Origin of the sequence: Mesorhizobium sp. B2-3-12, assembly GCF_006442205.1 — a bacterium.
GTDB lineage: Bacteria > Pseudomonadota > Alphaproteobacteria > Rhizobiales > Rhizobiaceae > Mesorhizobium.
Genome location: NZ_VFVR01000004.1, coordinates 246,722 through 267,477, shown reverse-complemented (window position 1 = coordinate 267,477; position 20,756 = coordinate 246,722). Strand labels below are relative to the sequence as shown.

Below are 20,756 nucleotides of genomic sequence, written 5' to 3'. Positions count from 1 at the left end.
GGGTCCTCTCGAGCGTTCGGCATTCCACGACTGAGGAATAAAATATTCCAAATTTGATTGACAGCCAAGAACGCAGAATTAATTCTTGACCGTAAGCCGGCCCCTGGGAGTCGGGACGGAGCCATATCATGGACAGATTGCGCATCGTCGGCGGACGCAGGCTGGAAGGCGCGGTGACAATCTCCGGCGCCAAGAATGCCGCCTTGCCGCAGATCGCCGCCGCGCTGCTCAGCCCCTACCCGCTCGAACTGACCAATTTGCCTGACGTGACCGACGTCGAGAACATGCTCGGCGTGGTGCGGCTTCACGGCGCCGACGTGAGGCGGTCCGCCCATGCCGCGACGATCGATACCAGCGCCGCCGTTTCGAAGGAAACGTCTTATGACACGGTGCGCAAGATGCGGGCGACGGTGCTGGTGCTGGCGCCGCTGCTCGCCCGCTTCGGCCATGCCAGGGTTTCGCTGCCGGGCGGCTGCGCGATCGGCGCACGGCCGGTCGACATGCATGTCGCCGCACTCGCAGCACTCGGCGCCAGGATCGCCATCGAGAACGGCCTGATCGTCGCCTCGGCGCCCAACGGATTGACCGGTACCCGCATGGTGCTGCCCTCGCCCTCGGTCGGGGCGACGGAAACAGCCATGATGGCGGCGACCACGGCCAAGGGCGAAACCGAGATCCTCAACGCCGCGCGCGAACCGGAAGTGGCCGATCTCGCCGCTTGCCTCAATGCCATGGGCGCGCGCATCGAAGGCGCCGGCACGCACCGCATCCTGATCGCGGGCGACACCAGCTGGCGCGCCGCCAGGCACGACATCATCCCCGACCGCATCGAGGCCGGCACCTATGCCATCGCCGCCGCCATCACCGGCGGCCAGCTCGAACTCACCCATGCCCGGCTCGAACACATGGCCTCGGTGGTGCAATTGCTGGAAGCGACGGGCGTGACCGTCTGGCCGGGTGATCGCGGGCTGATCGTGTCGCGCGACCGCCCGCTCAAGGCCGCCGACCTGACGACCGAACCCTATCCCGGTTTTCCGACCGACCTGCAGGCGCAGTTCATGGCGCTGATGTGCTGTGCCGAGGGCGCCTCGCTGCTGCGCGAGACCATCTTCGAGAACCGCTTCATGCATGTGCCCGAACTGATGCGGCTCGGCGCCAACATCAAGCTGCAAGGCACGATGGCGCTGGTGCGCGGCGGCGAGACGCTGCACGGAGCGCAGGTGATGGCCACAGACCTGCGCGCTTCGGTGTCGCTGGTGCTGGCGGCGCTGGTCAGCGAAGGCGAGACGACGATCAACCGGGTCTACCATCTCGACCGCGGCTATGAGCAACTGGACCGCAAGCTGCGCCTGTGCGGCGCCGACATCGAGCGGCTGAGCGCATGAATACCGGGGCGCATTATTTCCTTGGCGCCGATGGCGGCGGCACCGGTTGCCGCGCCCGCCTCGAGGACGCGCAAGGCATGGTGCTTGGACAGGGCCTGTCCGGCCCGGCGACAACGCGGCTCGGCATCGAGGCCGCCTGGGCCTCGATTGCGAAAGCGTTCGGCGCGGCGATCGAGGAGGCTGGTTTCGCGCCGGCGGAGACCGCGCGGATCCATGCCGGCATCGGCCTTGCCGGTATCGGCCGCAAGGGCGCACTGGAAGCGCTGCGGGCAATCGCGCATCCCTTTGCCAGCATCGATTTCGTCAGCGACGGCGTCGGCGCCTGCCTTGGCGCGCATTCGGGTCGGGATGGCGCCATCGTTATTGCCGGGACAGGCTCGATCGGCCTTGGCTTCGTCGAAGGCCGCGACCTGCGCGCCGGCGGCTATGGATTTCCGATCTCCGACGAGGGCAGCGGTGCCGACCTCGGACTGAAAGCCGTACAGCTGGCGCTGCGCGCCCATGACGGCCGGCACGAACGGACCGCGTTGCTGGCGGAGGTCATGCAGCGCTTCGCCGGCGACCCGATGGAGGCCGTCGCCTGGATGGACCGCGCCAGCGCGACGGACTATGCCGCGCTTGCACCCATGGTGATGCGTCATGCCGACCAGGGCGACCCTGTCGGACGCCGCATCGTGCAAAGCGCCGCCGAACAGATCGATACGCTGGTGCGGGTGCTGTTCGAAAAAGGCGCGCCGCGCGTGACCTTGCTCGGCGGCCTCGCCAGCCCGCTCGAACCCTGGCTTTCGCCCGATGTGCGCCGCCGCCTCAAGCCCGCCGACGGCGACGCCGTGTCCGGCGCGATCATTCTTGCCAGGCGGTCGCTCGCCCAGGACCAGGTTCGATAGGTGAGGAATATTTTATTCCAGTTTTCTGTTGACCGCTCGAATATCGAATTCTAAAAAGTTAACGAGGAGTGGCTGCGGGTTGAAAGCACCGGAATGACCGAACAAGGGTTGATGTCTGAGCTGGACCGGCTGGTTTCCGAGGGCCGGAACCCAAGCACGGTCGACATCGACCTGCTGCCGACCATCGACGTGCTGCGCAGGATCAATGACGAGGACAGGCTTGTCCCGGCGGCCGTCGAAAAGGTGCTGCCGGAGATCGCCGCCGCGGTGGATCGCATCGTGCTCGCCTTCCAGAAAGGTGCGCGCCTGATCTACATCGGCGCCGGCACCAGCGGCCGGCTTGGCGTGCTCGACGCCTCGGAATGCCCGCCGACCTTCGGCGTGCCCGAAGGCATGGTCGTCGGCCTGATCGCCGGAGGGTCCGACGCGCTGGTACGCTCGCTGGAAGGCGCCGAGGATGACCCGAAGATGGGCGCCAGGGCACTGCAGGAGATCGGGCTCACAGCTGATGACGTGGTGGTCGGCATCGCGGTCAGCGGACGCACGCCTTATGTCATCGGCGGCTTGAATTACGCAAAACAGGTCGGCGCCACAACGGTCGCCCTCTCCTGCAACCCGGCATCGACCATTGCCGGCATCGCCGACATCGCCATCTCGCCGGTCGTCGGCCCCGAAGTGCTCACCGGCTCGACCCGGCTGAAATCGGGAACCGCGCAGAAACTGGTGCTCAATATGCTGACCACCGCCTCGATGATCCGCATCGGCAAGAGCTACCAGAATCTGATGGTCGACCTGAACCCGTCGAACAGGAAGCTGGTGGCCCGGGCGATCAGGATCATCATGCAGACCACCGGCTGTACTCCGCAACAGGCACGAGAGTCGCTCGACCGGACCGGCAATGACGTCAAGCTGGCGATCCTGGTGACCATCACCGGCCTCGACGTGGACGCGGCGCGGGCCGCTTTGACCAGGGCCGGAGGGTTCCTGCGAAAGGCGATCGGCGACGAAGCGACCTGAAGCCGCATGGGACCAGACGGCTGAAAGCCGCTTTAGACATGACGGCAAGAAGCCGCATGGGACAAGACGGCGTCAAGCCGCTTAGACTGGGCCGATACTCCAAAGCATGTGTGCCTTGGAAGCAGCCCGCGAAAACTGCAAGGCATCGAGTTCAATAATGGGAGACGAGAATGGTTCATCTTACAAGAAGGCTGCTTTCGGGCATTGCCCTTGCCGCGATGCTCGGCATCGCAACGGTTTCTGCGCAGGCGGCGACGCTGCACATGGCCTGGTCGCAGGACGCCACCGGGCTTGATCCGCACAAACAGACGGCGTTCTCGTCGCTGCGGCTTCTGGAGCTGATCTACGAGCCGCTGGTGCGGGTCGATGCCAGCCTGCGGATCATCCCCGCCATCGCCACCTCCTGGGAGTTCTCAAAGGAGGGCAAGGAGCTGACCTTCAAGCTCGATCCCAAGGCGAAATTCCAGGACGGCACGGCCGTAACCTCCGCCGACGTCAAGGCGTCGTTCGAGCGCATCCTCGACGAGAAGACGGGAGCAGCGGCCCGCGCCAACTTCCTGTCCATCGCGAGCATCGACACGCCGGATGCGGCGACCGTCGTGTTCCACCTCTCGCAGCCCGACGCGCCGATCCTGACGGCGATGAGCGACGTCAACGCGGCCATCGTGCCGGCGGCCGAGATCAAGGCGGGTTCGATCGGCACCAAGGCGGTCGGTTCCGGTCCCTTCAAGCTCGACAAATGGGACCCCAACGCCAAGGAAGTCCTGAGCGCCAACAAGGACTGGGCCGGCGGTGCCACCGGCGTCGACGGCATCGAGATCAGCGTGCTGCCGGACGAGGCGGCGATCCTGGCCGCCATGCGCACCAAGCAGATCGATTTCGCGCTCCTCAACGACCCGCTCGTCGCCACGCTGGTGCCGAAGGAGGCCAGCCTGCAGCTCAACCGCGTGCCGGTGCTGGCCTATCACGTGCTGCAGCTCAATCCATCGCGCAAGCCGATGACCGAGATCAAGGTGCGCCAGGCGATCTCTTGCGCCATCGACCGGCAGGAGGTGCTGGACACCGCTTCGCTCGGCGAAGGCAAGGTCACCGGGCCGCTGACCATCCCGGCGCTGGCGACCGATCCGACCCAGTTGTTCTGCTACAAGCGCGATGTCGAGAAGGCCAAGAAGCTGATGGCCGAGGCCGGTTTTGCCGACGGCTTTTCGGCGACCGTGATCGGCGCCACCGGCGAGCCGCCGACGGCGGCGGCGGAAGCCCAGGTCATCCAGTCGCAGCTCGCCGAGATCGGCGTCAAGCTCGACATCAAGATGATGGAGCTCAACGTCTATGTCGACGCCTGGCTGAAGGGCGATTTCGACATGGCGATCGCGCTCAATGGTGGCCGTGCCGACCCCTACACCATGTACAACCGTTACTGGACCAAGGCAGGCAATCTGCAGAAGGTGGCGAACTACATCGACGACACGCTCGACAGCCAGATGCAGCAGGGCCGCGCCGAGACCGATCCGGAAAAGCGCAAGGCGATCTTCGCTGCGTTCGAGAAGCACCTCGCCGAGGTTTCGCCGTGGATCTGGCTCTACACATCCTACAGCTATACGGCGCAGCAGAAGAACATCGCCGGCTTCGTGCCGACGCCGACCGGCACGCTGTTCAGCCTGAGCAAGGTGACCATCCAGTAGTGGCGGCTTCGGCAACGGGACGAGAGGTCTTCCTGGCGTGAACTATCTCCTGCGGCGGCTGGCGACGTTTCCTCTCGTCCTGCTTGGCGTGTCCATCCTGGTCTTCGTGGCGATCCGGATGGTGCCCGGCGATTCGATCACGGCGATGCTGGGCACCGAGGCCGGCCTGCTGACGCCGGCACAGCGGGATGCGCTCGCCGCCTATTTCGGCATCGACCAGCCCTGGTTCGTCCAGTACTGGCGCTGGATCGGCGGCATCCTGCACGGCAATTTCGGCATTTCCGTCACCTATGGCAGGCCGGTCCTCGACGTCATCCTCGAGCGCTTCCCGCTGACGCTGGAGCTGGCTCTGCTGTCGATGATCATCGCCCTCGCCGTCGGCATGCCGGCGGGCATCCATGCCGCAACCCACAACGAGAAGCCGTCGGATCTCGTTGTGCGCATCGTCGCCATGATCGGCCAGTCGACGCCGAGCTTCGTGCTTGGCCTGCTGATCATCTACACGCTGTCGGCCGGCTTCGGCGTGCTGCCGGCGATGGGCGAATTCGCGCCGCTCTGGCAGGATCCCTTGCGCAATCTCAGCCAGCTGATCCTGCCCGCCATCACGCTCGGCTTCGCCTTCGCCGCCTCCGTCACCCGCATCGCGCGCTCGGCCATGCTTGACGTGTTGAGCGACGACTATGTGCGCACGGCCCGCAGCAAGGGCGCCTCGGCGCGCAGCGTCGTCTGGCGGCATGCGCTTCCCAATGCGCTGATCCCGGTGGTGACGCTGAGCGGAATAGAATTCGGCTATCTCCTGGGCGGCGCCGTCATCGTCGAACAGATCTATGCCCTGCCCGGCCTCGGACGGATGGTGCTCGACGCCATCCTGCAACGCGACTACGCGCTGGTGCAGGGAAGCGTGCTGTTCATCGCCTTCAACTTCATGATCGTCAATCTCCTGGTCGACCTCGCCTATGTCGCGCTCGACCCGCGCATCCGGCTGGGGGAACAGTGATGCGCATCCTGCGCGCCATCTTCGGGCATGGCAGCGGCCGCATCGGCGGCGTCATCGTGTTCGTCTATCTGCTGCTCGCCCTCCTCGGCCTGCTCGGCCTGACGCCGCACAATCCGATCACGCAGTACCGCATCGACCGGCTGCATGCGCCGGGCGCCGCCTACTGGATGGGCACCGATTTGTTCGGCCGCGATGTGGCCAGCCGGCTGATGGCGGGCATCGGCCAGTCCTTTACCGTCGCCTTCTTCTCGGTGGCCTTCGCCGCCCTTGCCGGCACGGTTCTGGGGCTTGCCGCCGCATGGCTCGGGCGCCGCTGGGACGGCGTGGTGATGCGGATCATGGATGTGCTGCTGGCTTTTCCGGCGATCCTCCTGGCGCTGCTCATCGTCACGGTCGCCGGACCCGGCACATGGACCAGCGTGGTGGCCATCGGCATCGTCTACACGCCGATCTTCACGCGGGTGGTGCGCGGTCCTGCCTTGTCGCTAAAGACGCGAGAATTCGTCGATGCCGCGCGCACCTTCGGCAGCAGTTCGAGCTATATCGTCACGCGCCATCTGCTGCTCAACCTTGTGGCGCCCTTGACCGTGCAGGTGACGCTGGCGCTGGCCTGGGCGCTGCTGACCGAGGCCGGCTTGAGTTTCCTTGGCCTCGGCACGCAGCCGCCCGCCGCCTCGCTCGGCCTGATGCTGAGCGACAGCCGCAATCTGATGGAAACCGCGCCCTGGCTGATGATTTTCCCCGGCCTGGCGATCATGATCAGCATTCTGGGCTTCAACCTTCTGGGCGACGCCTTGCGCGACATTCTCGACCCAAGGATGCGGAGAGCGTTCGCATGACCACGCTCCTCTCGGTTTCGGACCTGCGCGTCGGCTTCGGCCGCGATCCCCGGGCCAACGAAGTGGTGCGCGGCGTCAGTTTCGATGTCGCCGACGGCGAGACGCTGGCCATTGTCGGCGAAAGCGGCTCGGGCAAATCCGTCACCGCGCTGTCGATCAACCGGCTCGTCGATTTCGGCGGCGGCCGCATCACGGGTGGCTCGATGAAGCTCAAGCGGGCCGATGGGACCGTATTCGGGTTGGCAACCGCCACGGAGCCACAACTGACCGGCATTCGCGGTGCCGAAATCGGCATGATCTTCCAGGAACCGATGACATCGCTCAACCCGGTGCTGACCATCGGCACCCAGATCGAGGAATCGTTCCGGCTACATCGCGGGCTGACCGGCCGGCAGGCGACAGTGGCGGCCAGGGAAGCGCTCGACCGCGTGCGCATTCCCGACGCCGCGCGACGGCTGAAATACACGCCCAACCAGCTGTCCGGCGGCATGCTGCAGCGGGTGATGATCGCCATTGCGCTCGCCTGCAATCCGCGCCTGCTGATCGCCGACGAGCCGACGACGGCGCTCGACGTCACCGTGCAGGCGCAGATCATGGCGCTGCTGGCCGAGCTGAAGCGCGAAAGCGGCATGTCGATGATCTTCATCACCCACGATATCGGCCTGGTCGCCGGCATCGCAGACAAGGTGATGGTGATGCAGAACGGGCAGGCCGTGGAACAGGGCGAACTGAACCAGATCCTCGACCATCCCAGCCATCCCTACACGCAGCACCTGCTTCGGGACGTGCCGCATTTCGCTGGCGGCCGTGCGGCACGCGCGGACGGACAGCGCGACAAGACCGAGAACGCGCAACCGGCCTTGAAGGTCGAAGGGCTCGTGGTGCGGTTTCCCCTCAAGAGCAGTTTCTTCAGCCGTGCAACGGGGGCAGTTCATGCCGTCGATGGCATCGATTTCGACCTGATGCAGGGCGAGACGCTGGCCATCGTCGGTGAAAGCGGCTCGGGCAAATCCACCACCGCCAAGGCGGTGCTGGGGCTGGTACGGTCGACGCGCGGCAGCTTCTCCGTCGCCAGCCGAATGGCGTCGGCGCAGCGCGGCGCCAAGCCGGTGCAGATGGTGTTCCAGAACCCCTACGCATCGCTCAATCCGAGGCTCAGCGTCGAGAGCATCCTGGCCGAACCGGTGATCGCCACCGTCGGGCGGGTGGATGCCCAGATACGGGCCAGGATGGCGAGCCTGCTCGAACGCGTCGGCCTGCCGAAGAACAGCCTCGAACGCTACCCGCACGAATTCTCCGGCGGCCAGCGGCAAAGGCTGTGCATTGCGCGTGCGCTGATGCTCAACCCGTCCGTCTTGGTTCTCGATGAAGCGGTCTCGGCGCTCGATGTCTCGGTGCAGGCCAAGGTGCTGGAGCTGCTGGTCGACCTGCAGTGCGAGTTTGGGCTGGCCTATCTGTTCATCTCGCACGACATGGCGGTGGTCGAACGGATCGCCCACCGCATCGCGGTCATCTATGCCGGCCAGATCGTCGAGATCGGCGACGCGCAATCCGTGCTGTCGCAGCCGAGGCATTCCTATACCAGGAAACTCATTGCCGCCGTTCCGGCAATCGACCGGCGGCACGAGCATTTCGAGATCGACACGCGCCAGGTGCCTTCGCTGGTCAGGCCGCAGGGGTTTGAGCCCGGGCCGGCGAGATGGGAGCGGTTTGGGGTGGATCATCTGGCGAGGATGGAGGCGTGATGGCCCTGGGACGTGCAAGGTCGGCGGGACAGCGCCCCCCTCTGCCCTGCCGGGCATCTCCCCCTCTAGGGGGGAGATTGGCAGTTCGTGCGCGGTGCCAGCCTTCAGACGTTCGAGATTGGCGAAGGCCGATGCAACATCCAATCTCCCCCCTAGAGGGGGAGATGTCCGGCAGGACAGAGGGGGGCGCCGTAGGGCGCTACCTCTCCGAAGGAGGCCGGCATTGAGCGACCTCACCCAACTCTTCGATCGCGCGTTCCAGCCCCTCGCAACCGCAGTGGCGGCCAAGCGTATCCCCGGGGGCGTGCTCGGCATCGTCGACAGGAATGGCCACCGCATCGTCCGCGCAATCGGCTCGGCACAGCTCGTGCCCAAGATCAGGCCGATGCGGGAAAACACCTGGTTCGACCTGGCGTCGCTGACCAAGGTGATCTTCACCACGCCACGCATCCTGGCACTGGCGCAGGACGGCACCATCGATCTCGACGCGCCACTGATCACACTGCTTCCCGACCTTCGCCAGTATGACGCGAACGCCTGGGAGCGGAAGGTGACCTTCCGCCAGTGCCTCGGCCACCAGACGCCCTTCCCGGCGGTCGAGCCGATCTACACCTATGGACGCGACCCCCAATTGCTGCGCGCCTTTATCCTGCAGCGCGAATGGCGGGCGCGCGATCCCGTCTATTCCGACATCAACTTCATCCTGCTCGGCTTCGCGCTGGAGCGGCTGTCGGGCAAGAGCATCCGCGACCTGGAACCCGGCCAGGGCTTTGCCTGGGCGACGGAACCGGATGCCGCCGCCGCGACCGAGGACTGCACCTGGCGCCATCGCGTGCTGTCCGGCGAAGTGCATGACGACAATTGCTCGGCGCTGCAAGGCGCCGGCCATGCCGGCCTGTTCGGCACGGCCGCTTCGGTGCTCGATTTCGCGCAAGGGCTGCTGGATGGCACAGGCGCGTCCGAACAGTCGATCGCGCTGATGCGCACGCCCTTGTCGGCCACCCGCACCCATGGCTGGGAACGCCCCTACGAAGGCTGGTCGGGCGGGTCCTTGTGCAGCGCGGGAACCATCGGCCATACCGGCTTTACCGGCACCGGCCTGTGGATCGACTTCGACAGGGGCAAGGCCTGGACCTTGCTCACCAACCGCATTCATCCGACACGTCATTTCGACAGCGGAATCGTTTCGCTGCGGCAGACGGTCGGCGACATCGTGAATGGAGCTCGATAATGGAACCAATCTGGGCCGTCGGCCTGATGACCGGCACGGTGCTTGACGGCAACATCGATGTCGCGCTGATCAAGACCGACGGCGAGCGGATCGAGGATTTCGGCACCTACCGGCTGATGCCCTATCCCGCGTCGATCCGCTCCTTGCTCGAAGAGACGCTGACGGCCGCGCGGGCCTGGAATTTTGTCGGCCCCGAACCGACGATCTTCCGCACCGCCGAGGAAGCGCTGACGCGTGCGCAGTCGGCAGCGGTCAAGGAATTGGTCGAGGGCCACGGCATGACCATAGCCGATATCGGTGTGGTCGGCTTTCACGGCCAGACCGTGCTGCACCGCGCGCCGCAGGTCGGTCGGCTCGGCCAGACCCGGCAGCTCGGCGACGGCGAACTGATGCACGAGATATTGGGCACCAAGGTCGCCTATGATTTCCGCTCGGCCGACATGCGCGCCGGCGGACAGGGCGCACCGTTAGCGGCGGTCTATCACACCGCGTTGATGCGCAGCGCCGGCGCCAGTGGCGAGGTGGCCGTGCTCAATCTCGGCGGCGTCGCCAACATCACCTGGTGGGACGGCGCCGACAATGTCATCGCCTTCGACACCGGCCCCGCCAACGCGCCGCTCAATGATTTCATCAAGTCGAAAGGCCTCGGCGAAATGGACCGCGACGGCGCGCTTGGCGGCGCGGGCAAGGTGGACGAAACCCGGCTCGCCAAGCTGTTGCAGCATCCCTATCTGAGCAAGGCCTATCCGAAATCGCTCGACCGGTTCGACTTCGGCGCGGCCATGGCCGACGGCCTGAGCGCCGAGGATGGCGCGGCCCTGCTCACCGCCTTCACAGCCGGCGCCGTTGGCAAGGCGCTCGACCTCCTGCCCAGCCGGCCGAAAAAGCTGGTGGTCAGCGGCGGCGGCCGCCACAACCCGACGATGATGGCCATGCTCGCCAGCCGCGCCGGCGTCGAGGTGGTGCTGGCCGAAAGCCTGGGCTGGAGCGGCGACGCCGTGGAGGCGGAGTGTTTTGCTTTTCTCGCGGTCCGCGTCCTGCGCGGTCTGCCGATCAGTTTTCCAAGCACCACCGGCGCGCCGCAGCCCATGCGCGGCGGAAGGCTCGCCGGTTAGGAGGGCGAAAGCTGCTTCCGCAGGAAGACGCGGCTGCGACCGACGGGGAAATCGGCCAAGGCACCAAAAGGCTGATAGCCCTGCCGCTGATAGACCTTGGCGGCAAGCGGACTAAAGGTGTCGATCCAGGCATTGCCGCAGCCGCGCGCGATGGCTTCCTGTTCGGCGGCGTCGAGCATGCGGCCTGCCATATGCTGGCCGCGCAGCCTTTCATCGACCCACAGCCATTGCACATAGAGCCAGCCCCAGGCCGTATAGCCCGAGATACCTGCGACCACCGCGCCGGCCTCGTCGCGCACGAACACCGCCAGCGCCTTTCTTTCGGAAGCGCCGACATCGCTGTCGTTGAACGCGGTCAGCCGCTCTCCGAGAAAGGCGAGGTCTTCCGGCAGGGGATTGGCGGTCGTCTCGAGCGTGGTGTTCATGGCTTTTCCGGATTGCGTGGTTGCAAGCGTCAGGAGGGACGAAAATCCGATGCGGCAATGCCGTAGCGCTTGAGCTTGTCATAAAACGTCTTGCGCGGCACGCCGAGTGCTTCGATGGCGCCGCGCACATCGCCGCCGTGATCGCGCAGCGCGTCGCGGATGAGCCGCGCCTCATACTGCCCTACCCTTTCGGGCAGCGCGACATCAGGCTCCGGCCGCGCGGACCGCGCGCCGGCCTCGTCATCGGGCCCGAGGCCGAGTGCGACGCGATCGGCGAAATGCGCGAGTTCGCGCACATTCCCCGGCCAGTCATGCGACTGGAGATAATCGCTGACAGCGGCATTCGCCCTGGCGACGGGCCGGCCGAAGCGTTCCGCCGCCTTGCCGAGGAAATGGCCGAACAGCATCGGGATATCGCCGCGCCGCTCGCGCAATGGCGGAATGCGCAGCGTCACCACGTTGAGGCGGAAATAGAGATCCTCGCGGAAATCGCCGCGCTGGTCGGGCCGGCCGAGATCGATCTTGGTTGCCGCGACGACCCTGAGGTCGAGCCGCCTCGTCTCGTTCGAGCCCAGCGGCGTGAGGCTGCGCGTTTCCAGCACCCGCAAGAGCTTGACCTGCAGGGCCGGGGGCATGGATTCGATCTCGTCGAGGAAGAGTGTGCCGCCACTGGAATGCTCGACGCTGCCGATACGCCGCCGCTGCGCGCCGGTGAAGGCGCCCGCCTCATGGCCGAACAACTCGCTCTCGATCACGGTTTCCGGCAGGGCGCCGCAATTCAGCGCCACGAAAGGCTTTGCACGGCGCCGGCCCCATCTGTGCAGGAGGTCGGCCACCACTTCCTTGCCGGTTCCGGTCTCGCCTTCGACCAGCACGTCGACATCCATGTCGGCGATCTGGCGCAAGGTCTCGCGCAGGCGGCGGATGGAGGGCGCCTCGCCGATCAGCGGCATGCCGTCGGCGGCAAGTGCCGCGGCCTCGCGCAGCCGCCGGTTCTCCATCACCAGCCGCCGCTTCTCCGACGCCCGTTTCAGCGCCTCGACCAGACGCTCGCCCGCATAGGGTTTGGGGATGAAATCGTAGACGCCATCCTTGAGCGCGGCGACCGCAAGATCGACATCGCCATGGCCGGTAACCAGGATCACCGGCAAGTCGGGATCAACAGCCTTGACCCGGTCGAACAGCTGCAGCCCGTTCATGCCGGGCATTCTGATGTCGCTGACCACCACGCCCTCGAAACTCTCGTCGACAACGCCCAGCGCCGCTTCGGCGGCCTTCAGCGCAATCACCGTGAAGCCGGCAAGTTCGAGCAGTTGCGTCGTGGCATGCAGCAGGTCGGCATCGTCATCGACGAGCACCACCAGCCCTGTCGCTTCCGTCATTCGATCCGCCTCAAGTCGATGGTGAAGGATGCGCCGCCGGCATATCCGGGGTCGAGCCGCAGCGTGCCGCCCAACTCCTGGGCGATCTCCTGCGAGATCACGAGGCCGAGGCCAAGCCCCTTCTCCTTGGTGGTCTGGAACGGCATGAACAGGTTGCCGGCGGCTTCCGGCCCAAGGCCGGGACCATTGTCGCTCACCGAGATCAGAACGCGGTCGCCGCGTTCGGCGAGGTCGATCTCGATGCGGGGATCGGGCCGGTCCTTCATGGCGTCCAGCGCGTTCTGTAGAAGATTGACCAGGATCTGCTCCAGCCGGATGCGACTTGCCATCACCAGCGGCGACGCGGTGCCGCGCGGCTTGACGATGGTGACGCCGGAATCGCGGATGCGGCCGGATAGAAGCGACAGCGCGCCGTCGATCGCCTCGCCTACCGGCAACGGCGAGGCAGCGACGCCAGGTCGTCGCGCAAAGGTGCGCAGCGTGCTGGTGATCGCGCCGATGCGTTCAGTCATCGACACGATCGAGGTCAGATTGCCGTTCGCCGGTTCGGTCCTGCCGGCCTCGAGAAAACGGCCGGCATTCTCGGCATAAGTGCGGATCGCGGCGACCGGCTGGTTGATCTCATGCGCCACGCCGGCGGCGATCTGCCCGAGGATCGAGAGCCGGTTGGCCTGGGCGAGATCGTCGCGCAGCCGGCGGACCTTGGCCTCGGCGTTTTCGCGCTCGGCGATCTCGCCGGCGAGCGCGCTGTTGGAACGGGTCAGTTCGGCGGTCCTTGTGCTGACCCGGCTTTCCAGCTCGGTGTTCATGCGCGCCAGCGCCTCCTGCCGCAGCCGGCGCGCGCGGCGGCGCCGGGTGAGCACATAAGCGAGCAGGCCCATCAACAGCAGTCCGAGCAGCGTGGTCAGGCGCGCCGTGTTGGCGGCGGCGGCCAAGGCGGCATCGGCGGGCGTCAGCAGCCACAGGCGCCAACCGGGGACGGCACCAGGCAAATCCTGCACCACCTCGACGAAGCGACGCGATTTTCCGGCCTCCTCGATTGTCGCTAGGCCGTCACCGGCGCCACGCCGTATCGGCAGCGGTTCGAAGGCGGCGGCGTTCAGTTGAAGCTGGGCACGCGCGGCGGCGGCGTGCGCGGCGGAGAGCGGCGCCAGCGCATGGAACCGCCAGTCGGGCTGGCTGGTGGCCAGGACGACGCCGCGCTCGTCGGTGACGAAAACGCGAAAGCCGCTTGCGCGCCAATTGGCTTCGACACCGCCGAGTTCGACCTTCAGCACCGCGACGCCAAGCGGTTCTCCACCATCGTCGACACGGCTGGCAAGGTAGAGTCCCGGCTTGCCGCTGATCGTGCCGAGGCCGTACTGGCTGGCGGCGCCCTTCGCCATCGCACCGGTGAAATAGTGGCGAAAATTATAGTCGATGCCGACAAAACTGTCCGGCTGTCCGGCATTGCTGGCCGATATCGCGATGCCAGCCGTATCGATGACATAGATGGCGGAGGCCGACGCATCGCTGGCTATGGCCTTGAGCTTGGCGTCAAGAGCTGTTTCCTGGACCTTTCCGGCGCGGCGCAGCGCATCGCGCACCGCATCGTCGCGCGCCAGCACCAGTGGGACTAGGCGCTGCTTTTCGATCTCGCCGGTCAACGTCCCCGCCGCCAGCGGCAAGGCGGCCAAGGCCCCGTCGCGCAGGTCGCCCGCCGCCTGCCCCTCGGCGATGCGCCCGGCGACGGCAACCGCGCCGGCCAGCAGCGCCAGCGCGAGCGCAAGAGGCAGCCAGCGGCCATCGCGCAGGCGCGTTCCCGCTTCGCGCAGCAGGTCGCGGCCGGCAAAGCCCGGGGCTTCGCTATCGATGCGCTGTCGGGGCGTCGGCCTCTCCTTCCCTGCACGGCTTTGGTCCCCAGTCTAATGCGAAATTCCGCCAGAGCAAACAAGGCCTGTGCGGAAATCCGCACAGATCCCCGTCGAAAACAGGGCAGGAACGGCTGAACCCCGGGAACCCGCCCTTCGCGCCATCTGGCATAGCGCTTGCAACCGTATTTGCAGCGGCGGGCAACCGGAGCGCCGCGATGGGAGAAGTCACGCAGAACGGCCATGTCCGTTCCATCCGGCCAGGGAGAGTTCGATGCATATCGCAGACCAATCCGCCGCGCCCGCCGCGCAGCGCAAGCCCCTCTATGCCCAGCTCTACGTGCAGGTGCTGGTGGCGATCACCGTCGGCATCCTGCTCGGCCACTATTATCCGTCTATCGGCGAGAGCATGAAGCCGCTCGGCGACGCCTTCATCAAGCTGGTCAAGATGATCATCGCTCCGGTCATCTTCCTGACCGTCGCAACCGGCATCGCCGGCATGAGCGACCTGCAGAAGGTCGGCCGCGTCGCCGGCAAGGCGATGCTCTATTTCCTCACCTTCTCGACGCTGGCTCTTATCATCGGCCTGATCGTGGCCAATGTCGTGCAGCCGGGCGCCGGCTTCAACATCGACCCGGCGACGCTCGATGCCTCGACCGTCAACAGCTATGCCGCCAAGGCGCATGACCAGTCGGTCACCGGCTTCCTGATGAACATCATCCCCGGCACCATCGTCGGCGCCTTCGCCGATGGCGACATTCTGCAGGTGCTGTTCTTCTCGGTGCTGTTCGGCATCGCGCTGGCGCTGGTCGGCGACAAGGGCACGCCGGTGCTCAACTTCCTGCAGGCGCTAATGGCGCCGATGTTCAAGCTGGTCAGCGTGCTGATGAAGGCAGCTCCGATCGGCGCGTTCGGCGCCATGGCCTTCACCATCGGCAAATACGGCATCGGCTCGGTCGTCAATCTCGCCATGCTGGTCGGCACTTTCTACGCGACATCGCTGCTGTTCGTGTTCGTCGTGCTGGGTGCGGTCTGCCGCTACAACGGCTTCTCCATCCTGTCGCTGCTGCGCTACATCAAGGAAGAGCTGCTGCTGGTGCTGGGCACCTCGTCATCGGAAGCCGCCCTGCCCTCGCTGATGGAGAAGATGGAAAAGGCCGGCGCCAAGCGCTCGGTGGTCGGGCTGGTCATCCCGACCGGCTATTCCTTCAACCTCGACGGCACCAACATCTACATGACGCTTGCCGCGCTGTTCATCGCCCAGGCGACGAATATCCACCTCTCCTTCGGCGACCAGATCCTGCTGCTGCTGGTCGCGATGCTGTCCTCGAAGGGTGCCGCCGGCATCACCGGGGCAGGCTTCATCACGCTCGCCGCCACGCTTTCGGTGGTTCCCTCGGTGCCCGTCGCCGGCATGGCGCTGATCCTTGGCGTCGACCGCTTCATGTCGGAATGCCGGGCGCTGACCAACTTCGTCGGCAATGCGGTGGCCACGCTGGTGGTGGCACGTTGGGAAGGCGAACTCGACGAGGCAAAGCTCGCCAGGGCCCTGGCGGGTACGGCCGACGACAGCATGCCGGCGGACATCGTTCCCGCCGAGTGAGCCCCGCAACCGCACGAGAACAGGAAAATGGCCGGGGACATTGCTGTCTCCGGCCATTTTTCATGCGCTGACGATGTCAGGCGGCGCGCGATGGCGGCGGAACGGATCGGCCTGCATCGCTGTGCGGTTTGAGCTCAGCCATTGAAGTCCCTCCTGGTGTCGGGAAATGTGCTGGGGCCGACAGGCATGCGAGCCGCCAGGCTGCCATCGTCGAACAGGACGAGGCTTGCGGCGCCGACAAGGCCGGCATGGCGGCCGAGCTGCGCCTGGACGACCGGAACGTCGCGATAGGCACGCATGGCGCGCAGGCGGATGGTCGCCTCGATGACGGGCGCCATCAGGTCGAGGCCATTGGCGATGCCGCCGCCGACGACCAGAACGTCGGGCGAATAGAGATGCAGGAGGTTGGTGAAACCCACACCCAGCCAGCGTGCCTCCTCTTCGAGCAGCGCCACAGCGAGATCGTCCTGCAGCCGTGCCGCCTCGACGACGTGGCGTCCGGTCACCTCGGCGTTGGCCGAGAGGCGGCGCAACGTCGAGCCGTCCAGGGGCGATGTCGCGGCATTGGCACGGCGGCCAAGCGCGGTTCCCGAGGCGATGGCCTCGAAGCAGCCGACGACGCCGCACACGCAGCGCTCGCCCTCGTTGGTGATGGTCATATGGCCGATCTCGGCGGCAAGGCCACGGCGGCCGTGCAGGATGCGGCCGTCGGCGACGACACCGCCGCCAATGCCGGTCGAGACCGTGACGAAGACCAGTGAGCGCGCGCCGTGACCGGCACCGAAGCGCCATTCGCCGAGCGCTGCCGCATTGGCGTCGTTCTCTAGCCGTACCGGCAGGCCAAGCCGCCGCTCGAGTATGTCGGCCAGTGGCACGTCCTGCCAGCCGGCGAGCGTCGGCGGCCCGACCGCGATGCCGGCAAGCGGATCGAGCGGTCCCGGCGCGCCGACGCCGACGCCGACGATGGCGAGGCCCGGCGCCTCGGCATGGACGGTCGCGGCCAGCGCCTCGATCTGGCCGATCACCACGTTGGGACCGGCCTGCGCCTGTGTCGGCACCGCCGCGAAGGCCAGGATCTTGCCGTCACGGTCGACCAGGGCGGCACGAAGCTCGGTGCCGCCAAGATCGATCGCGAGGGCGGCTTCGATTCTCATGCCGCGACCTTCAAACCATGCAGCCAGGCGATGCGGCCGGCGAGATCCTTGTCGCCGAAAGCGAGCGAACCGAGCACCACCGTCTCGGCTCCGGCGGCGCGCAGCAGCGGCACGGTTTCGTGGCGGATGCCGCCATCGGCGGCGAGCACCACAGCCGCCTCGCGGCCGGCCTTTCGCAGGATGGCGCGGGCCTCGCCCAGCCTGTCGCAGGCTTTTTCGGACAGGCCCTGGCCCTTGACGCCGATCGCGGTGCCCAGAAGCGTGACGAAGGCGACTTCGGAGACGAAAGGCGCCACCGTTTCGACCGGCGTCTCCAGCCTCAGCACGACCCCGGCTTCGGCGCCGAGTTCACGTGCCAGCCGCACGGCACGCAGGCCCGCCTCGCCATTCTCGGCATGGACGCTGATCATGTCGGCGCCGGCCTCTATGAACTGGCGCGTCTGTTCCTCGACGATTGAACCGTCGACCATCAGATGGACATGGATCGGGCTGGCCGTCAGCTTGGCAATGCGGGCGACTAGATCGGGGAAAAACAAAAAAGATGGCGCGAAATGGCCGTCCGCGACATCGATATGATGCAGATCGACATAGGGTTCGATGCGCTGCAAATCGCTCTCGAAATTGGCGAGATTGGCCGACCACGATGAGAATTCGGCGATCAGACGATCGCGCGGCAATGCGGCGATGGCGGCCGGGCCTGACAAAGTTTTCGAGATCATGATTGGTCCTGGTTGTTGAAATTTCTATCGAGGAAGCCGCCGATGGCGGCGCGGATTTCGGCGAAGTGGCTGTTCTTGTCGGTGGCCTTCGGCGTCACCTCCACGAACGCCGCGCCCGGGATGGCCTCAGCCAATTCGCGGGCGGTCGCCAAGGGATGAACGAGATCGATGCCGCTGCCAATGATGAGCGTGGGGATTGCGAGGCCGGCGGCCTCGGCCCGTGTCACGCCAGGCCCGTCATTGGCGATCGCTTGCATCGCCTCGGCAAAGACATCAGCGTTTTCGCGCGCGAAGAAGCCGAGCAGGGAGGCGAGATTGTCCGGTGCTTCGCGGCCGAAGCGGGTTGCCGTCGCGTAGGACGTGAAGGCCGCGCGCGCTTCGTCCAGCGGCAGCCGGTTGATGAGTTCCCCCACCTCGACGTAAGGCTGCATGTTTTGCGGCGCCGCTTCGAAGGTCCAGGCCGGGCGCACCAGTACAAGACCGGTGACGCGATCCGGGTGGCGGGCCGCCAGGTGCAACGCAATGGCGGCGCCCATCGAGATACCGCCGGCCACGAAGCGCTCCATTCCGGCTGCATCGGCGGCGGCCAGCACGTCGTCGGCGAACATCGCGATCGAGAACGGACGGCCGCTACCGGTGCCGGACCCGCCCTGCGCGCGGCATTCTACGGTCAGCCGGCGGCGCGACGGACTGTCGGGAAAGTTCAGCGCCACCTGGGCGGCATCGCCGCCGAGCCCATGCTGGAAAACGACGGGAAGCCTGCCCTGCCCGGTGTCGAAGACACGAAGCGCTGCATCGTCGCGAAGCATGGTGGTCGGCGCGGCGCCCATCAGACGAGCCCGCGCAGAAAAGTGGCGACGGCGGGTGCTTCGTCGGCGGACAACCCATGCGTAACGAGCGCGCCGACGAAACCCGTCCGCTTCAGCCGCGCGACGAAATCCGGGAAGTCGACGACGCCTTGCCCGGCGGTCGCAAAGCGGCCGTCGGCAAAGCGGTCCTTGGCATGCGCCATGGCGATGTGGCCGGCGGCCTCTTCGATCGCGGCGGCGACCATGGCGCGCGCCTCGTCCGGCGTCGCCTGTTCGAACAGGTTCGCCGGATCGAGCACGATCTTCAGGTGCCTCGAACCCATGTCGGCGATCAGGCGGATGGCATCGCCAGCCGAGGTGACGATGTTGGCCTGCTCGGGCTCGATGCCGAGATCTACGCCGGCATTCTCGGCCAGCGCCAGCGCCTTCGCCATCTCGGCGGCCATGTCGGACCAGGCGGCCGGTGTGGCGTTGTCAGGGTGATAGGCCCACTGGTCGGCGGCATTGCGCGAACCGGTGCAGAGCGTCACCAAGGGAATATCCAGGGTAGCCGCCGTCTCGATGACGACGGCGAGACGGCGGAGGCCGTCGTCGCGCACGGACTTGTCGGGATGCGCCATGTTGTAGGTGCCCGATAGCGCGGCGAGCGAAACGCCTGACGATCGCGTGGCCGTCCCGATCGCGGCGACGGCATCCGCCGGCACGGCATCCGGCATCGAGGGCAGGCCGGCGCAGGCGAGATTGAACTGTGTTGTCTCATATCCGGCCTGCTTCACGGCAGCCAACACAACGGCCGGGTCGGTGCCCGAAAAAGTCTTGGCGAAAATGCCGAGGCGCATCAGACCGCACCCGAAACCGAGGCGAGTTCGACCCGCTCGCCGGTCTCCACGGAGCGCGCAATCGCCACCATGGCGCGGATCGAGGCGATGCCGTCCTCGACATTGGCGCCGCGCATCGGCGCGCCGGTGAGCACGGTGTCGGCAAGGCCCTCGAGCTGGCGGCGGAAGAAATGGCCGTCGGCGCCGAGCGGCTTTCGCGAGGTCGCGTCCTTCTCATGGAAGATGTCGACCTCGCTGGCGCGGAAGTACCAGGGATTGAAGGTCTTGGCGATGACGGAACCGTTCTCGCCGTAGAGCTGAAAACCCTCGTGCCAGTCCATGCGCACGGCGACGGTCAGGTCGAGATGGCCAAGCGCGCCGCTGGCGAATTCGGTCTCGACGAACCAGCAATAGGCGCCGAAGCGCTCGTTGAGACGGGCACGCACGGCGACGATATCGCCGCAGAGGAAGCGCGCCGTGTCGACCAGATGCGAGCCGTGCGCCAGCATGAAATATTGCCTGAGATCGGCCTTGGGGTTGCCGCCCGGCCTCCTCGCCAGCTTGCTGGTGACGGGCAGCGGCTGCACGGCGTCGGTGTTGGTGTAGCGGTGGGTGGAATCGCAATACCAGGCCTTCAGTGCCAGCACCTCGCCCATCTCGTCGCGGACGAAGTCGCGCGCCGCTTCCAGCGCCGGATCGAAGCGCTTCATGTGCCCGACCTGCAGCACCTTGCCGGAGCGCCTGACCGCTGCCGCCAGCGCTTCGCCTTCCTCGATCGAGGTGCCGATCGGCTTTTCGCAGAGAACATGCTTGCCGGCATCGAGCGCCTTGATCGACATCGGCACGTGATAGGCATCCGAGGTGGCGACGATCACCGCTTCCAGCTCGGGATCGGCGAGCATGGCATCATAGTCGGCATACATCTTCCGTGGTTCGTAGGTGGCGCCCATGCGCGCGAGCAGGTCGGGGGCCGCGTCGCAGATGGCGTAGAGGTCGGCATTGCCGGCCTTGACGCAGGATTCCAGATGCGCGAACTGCGCGATCGGCCCGCAGCCAAGCACGCCGATCCTGAGCCGTCTGTCCTGTTTCCTGATCATC

The 20,756-nt window shown here is 66.3% G+C and carries 18 protein-coding genes; 10 read left to right on the top strand and 8 right to left on the bottom strand.

What is annotated here, in order from left to right; translation table 11 throughout:
- Nucleotides 1–128: 128 nt before the first annotated feature.
- From murA to FJ948_RS14625, 9 genes are all read left to right on the top strand, one after another.
- Complete coding sequence (murA, locus tag FJ948_RS14670; protein WP_140705539.1) at nucleotides 129–1,385, top strand: UDP-N-acetylglucosamine 1-carboxyvinyltransferase; 1,257 nt, start codon at nucleotides 129–131, stop codon at nucleotides 1,383–1,385.
- Nucleotides 1,382–2,272 carry an N-acetylglucosamine kinase gene (locus FJ948_RS14665; protein WP_140705537.1) on the top strand — a complete coding sequence of 297 codons (891 nt, stop codon included), beginning with the start codon at nucleotides 1,382–1,384 and terminating at the stop codon, nucleotides 2,270–2,272. The genes murA and FJ948_RS14665 overlap by 4 nt, the downstream gene beginning before the upstream one ends.
- 93 nt (nucleotides 2,273–2,365) lie before the next feature.
- Nucleotides 2,366–3,289, top strand: coding sequence for an N-acetylmuramic acid 6-phosphate etherase (gene murQ / locus FJ948_RS14660; RefSeq protein ID WP_140705535.1), 924 nt, complete (start codon nucleotides 2,366–2,368; stop codon nucleotides 3,287–3,289).
- 170 nt (nucleotides 3,290–3,459) lie between these two features.
- The gene (locus FJ948_RS14655) at nucleotides 3,460–4,971 is read left to right on the top strand and encodes an ABC transporter substrate-binding protein (RefSeq protein WP_140705533.1); all 1,512 of its coding nucleotides are present in this window, start codon (nucleotides 3,460–3,462) and stop codon (nucleotides 4,969–4,971) included.
- Nucleotides 4,972–5,008: 37 nt separating this feature from the next.
- A complete protein-coding gene (locus FJ948_RS14650) occupies nucleotides 5,009–5,968 on the top strand; it encodes an ABC transporter permease (protein ID WP_140705531.1) in 960 nt (319 codons plus the stop codon).
- Nucleotides 5,968–6,807, top strand: a complete 840-nt coding sequence (locus FJ948_RS14645) for an ABC transporter permease (RefSeq protein ID WP_140705529.1) — start codon at nucleotides 5,968–5,970, stop codon at nucleotides 6,805–6,807. Before FJ948_RS14650 ends, FJ948_RS14645 begins: the two co-directional genes overlap by 1 nt.
- On the top strand, nucleotides 6,804–8,552 hold the full coding sequence (locus FJ948_RS14640; protein WP_140705527.1) for an ABC transporter ATP-binding protein: 1,749 nt from the start codon (nucleotides 6,804–6,806) through the stop codon (nucleotides 8,550–8,552). The genes FJ948_RS14645 and FJ948_RS14640 overlap by 4 nt, the downstream gene beginning before the upstream one ends.
- Before the next feature lie 223 nt (nucleotides 8,553–8,775).
- The gene (locus FJ948_RS14630; protein ID WP_140705525.1) at nucleotides 8,776–9,783 is read left to right on the top strand and encodes a serine hydrolase; all 1,008 of its coding nucleotides are present in this window, start codon (nucleotides 8,776–8,778) and stop codon (nucleotides 9,781–9,783) included.
- Nucleotides 9,783–10,898: an anhydro-N-acetylmuramic acid kinase gene (locus FJ948_RS14625; protein ID WP_140705523.1), complete on the top strand. Its 1,116-nt coding sequence runs from the start codon at nucleotides 9,783–9,785 to the stop codon at nucleotides 10,896–10,898. Before FJ948_RS14630 ends, FJ948_RS14625 begins: the two co-directional genes overlap by 1 nt.
- On the opposite strand, the gene FJ948_RS14620 is transcribed toward FJ948_RS14625, so the two are convergent.
- Genes FJ948_RS14620 through FJ948_RS14610 form a run of 3 tightly spaced genes read right to left on the bottom strand, consistent with a single transcriptional unit; the run spans nucleotide 10,895 to nucleotide 14,522 of the window.
- Nucleotides 10,895–11,323, bottom strand: a complete 429-nt coding sequence (locus tag FJ948_RS14620; protein ID WP_140705521.1) for a GNAT family N-acetyltransferase — start codon at nucleotides 11,321–11,323, stop codon at nucleotides 10,895–10,897. The two genes, FJ948_RS14625 and FJ948_RS14620, sit on opposite strands and share 4 nt — an antisense overlap.
- A 29-nt stretch (nucleotides 11,324–11,352) precedes the next feature.
- The gene (locus FJ948_RS14615) at nucleotides 11,353–12,705 is read right to left on the bottom strand and encodes a sigma-54 dependent transcriptional regulator (RefSeq protein ID WP_140705519.1); all 1,353 of its coding nucleotides are present in this window, start codon (nucleotides 12,703–12,705) and stop codon (nucleotides 11,353–11,355) included.
- Entirely contained in the window at nucleotides 12,702–14,522 is a 1,821-nt protein-coding gene (locus FJ948_RS14610) for an ATP-binding protein (protein ID WP_140705517.1), read from the bottom strand. Before FJ948_RS14610 ends, FJ948_RS14615 begins: the two co-directional genes overlap by 4 nt.
- Nucleotides 14,523–14,829: 307 nt before the next feature.
- Between FJ948_RS14610 and FJ948_RS14605 the strand changes: the two genes are divergently transcribed.
- On the top strand, nucleotides 14,830–16,158 hold the full coding sequence (locus FJ948_RS14605) for a dicarboxylate/amino acid:cation symporter (protein WP_140705515.1): 1,329 nt from the start codon (nucleotides 14,830–14,832) through the stop codon (nucleotides 16,156–16,158).
- A gap of 134 nt (nucleotides 16,159–16,292) precedes the next feature.
- Here FJ948_RS14605 and FJ948_RS14600 read toward each other — a convergent pair whose 3' ends face one another.
- The 5 genes from FJ948_RS14600 to FJ948_RS14580 are packed head-to-tail and all read right to left on the bottom strand — an operon-like array spanning nucleotide 16,293 to nucleotide 20,755.
- The gene (locus FJ948_RS14600; protein ID WP_140705513.1) at nucleotides 16,293–17,312 is read right to left on the bottom strand and encodes an ROK family protein; all 1,020 of its coding nucleotides are present in this window, start codon (nucleotides 17,310–17,312) and stop codon (nucleotides 16,293–16,295) included.
- Nucleotides 17,309–18,031, bottom strand: a complete 723-nt coding sequence (locus FJ948_RS14595) for a ribulose-phosphate 3-epimerase (RefSeq protein ID WP_140705511.1) — start codon at nucleotides 18,029–18,031, stop codon at nucleotides 17,309–17,311. Before FJ948_RS14595 ends, FJ948_RS14600 begins: the two co-directional genes overlap by 4 nt.
- Nucleotides 18,028–18,861 carry an alpha/beta hydrolase gene (locus FJ948_RS14590; RefSeq protein ID WP_140705509.1) on the bottom strand — a complete coding sequence of 278 codons (834 nt, stop codon included), beginning with the start codon at nucleotides 18,859–18,861 and terminating at the stop codon, nucleotides 18,028–18,030. Before FJ948_RS14590 ends, FJ948_RS14595 begins: the two co-directional genes overlap by 4 nt.
- A complete protein-coding gene (locus FJ948_RS14585; protein WP_140705507.1) occupies nucleotides 18,861–19,679 on the bottom strand; it encodes a sugar phosphate isomerase/epimerase in 819 nt (272 codons plus the stop codon). The genes FJ948_RS14590 and FJ948_RS14585 overlap by 1 nt, the downstream gene beginning before the upstream one ends.
- The gene (locus tag FJ948_RS14580; RefSeq protein WP_140705912.1) at nucleotides 19,679–20,755 is read right to left on the bottom strand and encodes a Gfo/Idh/MocA family oxidoreductase; all 1,077 of its coding nucleotides are present in this window, start codon (nucleotides 20,753–20,755) and stop codon (nucleotides 19,679–19,681) included. The genes FJ948_RS14585 and FJ948_RS14580 overlap by 1 nt, the downstream gene beginning before the upstream one ends.
- Nucleotide 20,756: the final 1 nt, after the last annotated feature.